Annotated in this window: 2 protein-coding genes; both read right to left on the reverse strand. The window is 65.7% G+C overall.

The window, feature by feature from the left end:
* The coding region (locus AC5592_RS14990; RefSeq protein WP_063064538.1) for a 2-keto-4-pentenoate hydratase at positions 1–751 on the reverse strand (751 nt) is incomplete at its 3' end.
* A partial coding sequence (locus AC5592_RS14995) for an FAD-dependent monooxygenase (RefSeq protein ID WP_084506695.1) occupies positions 748–2297 on the reverse strand: 1550 nt, incomplete at its 5' end. The genes AC5592_RS14990 and AC5592_RS14995, both read right to left, overlap by 4 nt.

Raw genomic sequence — 2297 nt, forward strand, 5'->3', positions numbered from 1 at the left:
CCCGGGCACCTGGGCGCAGCGGCGCCATCGGCCCGAGCGCACCGGAAAGTACCAGGTCGCCGGCACGCAGTGGATCGCCGAAGTCGCGTGCGGTCCGTGCCAGCCAGGCCAGCGCGTTCAGTGGATCGCCCAGGCACGCCGAACCCGTTCCGGTCGACACGATCTCATCGTCGATCGCCATACTCATGGCGATATCGCGCGGTTCGAAGTCACCGAGCGACAGACGATCGGTGCCGAGCGCGAACCATCCGCTCGACGCGTTGTCGGCCACCGTGTCGGCGACACTGATGTCCCAGTCGGCAATCCGGCTGTCGACGATTTCGAGCGCGGCCACCGCGTAGTCCACCGCACCACGCACCGTGGTCGCGTCGAGCCGGTTGCCGTCGAGATTTGCGCTGAGCAGGAACGCCAGCTCGGCCTCCACCTTGGGCTGCAGCAACCTAGGTCGTTGCGCCACAGGGGTTTCGGAGACGTCCATATCGTGGAACAGCACACCGAAATCGGGCTGATTCACACCGAGTTGCTGTTGGACGGCGGGTGATGTGAGCCCGATTTTGCGTCCCACGATACGGGCGCCCGCTTCCAGGCGACGACGAATTCCTATGCGCTGAACGGCATATGCTTGCGTCACATCGGCGGAACCGATCAGGTCGCGGACCGCAGGAACCGGTATTCCGGTGTCCGCCGCGGTCGACAACCGCTCGGCTGCGGCCTGCGCCACGGCAGCGGCCCGAGGCTTGGGGTATGTCATCGAGTCTGTTCCAGGTGCTGATCGCGCGATGGCGTCGGATCGGGCCGGCCTGCTGCAGTGCCGGATTCGTGGTTACTCACCTCCAATTGACGGCGCAACTCGGCGATCAAAGGGCCGGCCTCGCCGGAGGCCGCGGTACCGAAGACGAACCGGTCCGGGCGCAGCAACACTATCCCTCCGGAACCGACGCCGGCCTTGGCGAACCACCGGACCAATGCACCGGTGTGATCTTCGACGTCGGCGTAGTCGTCGCCCGTCGTGCGCCCGTCACCAGGTGAGCCCTGGGGCCGCCCGCCGAAGGGATAGACGGTCACGAAGCGTGTTCCCAGCGCCTGCAACGCGGCCATATCGTCGGCGCCGAGTGCGGCCCGAGGGTCGATACCGTAACCGAGCACCGAGAACCCGAGGCCGAGTACATCGTCGAGACGCTGGTGGCGGCCGTCGTAGGTGCGGACCTCCGGTTGTGGGGACAAGGTGCCCTCCACACCGCGCAACCCGAACTGCCGGCGGGGCAGGCCGAGGTAGGCGTTGCGGCGGAACCGTGGACGCGGCTTCATCTTGGCGGCACGGATCCAGCCGCCGAGGCCGGGAGTGCGCAACGAGGCCGTCACCACGATGTCGCGGGCCGCGGCGGCCAGTTTGTTGTCGACCGACACCAGGGATTTGTTGAAGACCGAGAAGTCGATCATCGCCTTGGCGTGTGGCCGGCGTTCGGTTTCGTAACTGTTCAGAATGTCCTGGCCGGCATCGTGTTTCAGGATCGCGGTGAGTTTCCAGGCCAGGTTGTCCGCATCGCGCACACCTGAGCCCATCCCCTGACCGACGAACTGTGGTGTCATGTGCGCGGCGTCGCCGGCGAGCAGGATGCGCCCGGCGCGCCAGCGATCGGCGACCACGGCATTGAACGTGTAGACGAGCTTGCGCAGGACCTCGACCTCGTCCGGGTTCACGAAACGGGCGATATGCCGTCGGACCGTGTCCGGGTCCTCCATCTGCTCTTTCGTCTGGGACTGGGTGAGCATGAACTCGAACCGGTGATGCCCGTCCGGCTGGGGACACGACACGATCGGCAGATCCGGGTCACACACGAAGTCGAAGTACGGCAGATGCCGGAAGGCGTCCACACCGTCTTTCGCCTTCAAGTCGACCACCAGCCACCGTTCCGGAAAACTGGTGCCGCTCATGTCGATTCCCAGCTTCGTGCGAACGACGCTGCGTCCACCGTCGCAGCCGACCAGAAACTTCGCTCGCACTCGCTCGGCGGTGCTCGGATCGGCTTCCGATTCCCGCTGCCCGTATCCCGTGCCGCTGGATCCGACATGCCCGACCTCGACACCGTCGGGGTCCTGGTCGAAATCGACAACCTCACGCCCCCGGCGCACCGTAACGTGCGGATATTTACCGAGGGAGCGTTCGACACTGTTCTCCAGATAGGGCTGGTACAGGAAGTTGACCACAGGCCAGCTCAGCGGCCGTTCGACCTGTTTGAACTGCACCAGCACGCGTCCGTCGCGGCGCACCCACTGCACGGCGGAGTCGGTGTTCA

Origin of the sequence: Nocardia violaceofusca NBRC 14427 (genome assembly GCF_963869435.1) — a bacterium.
GTDB lineage: Bacteria > Actinomycetota > Actinomycetes > Mycobacteriales > Mycobacteriaceae > Nocardia > Nocardia aobensis.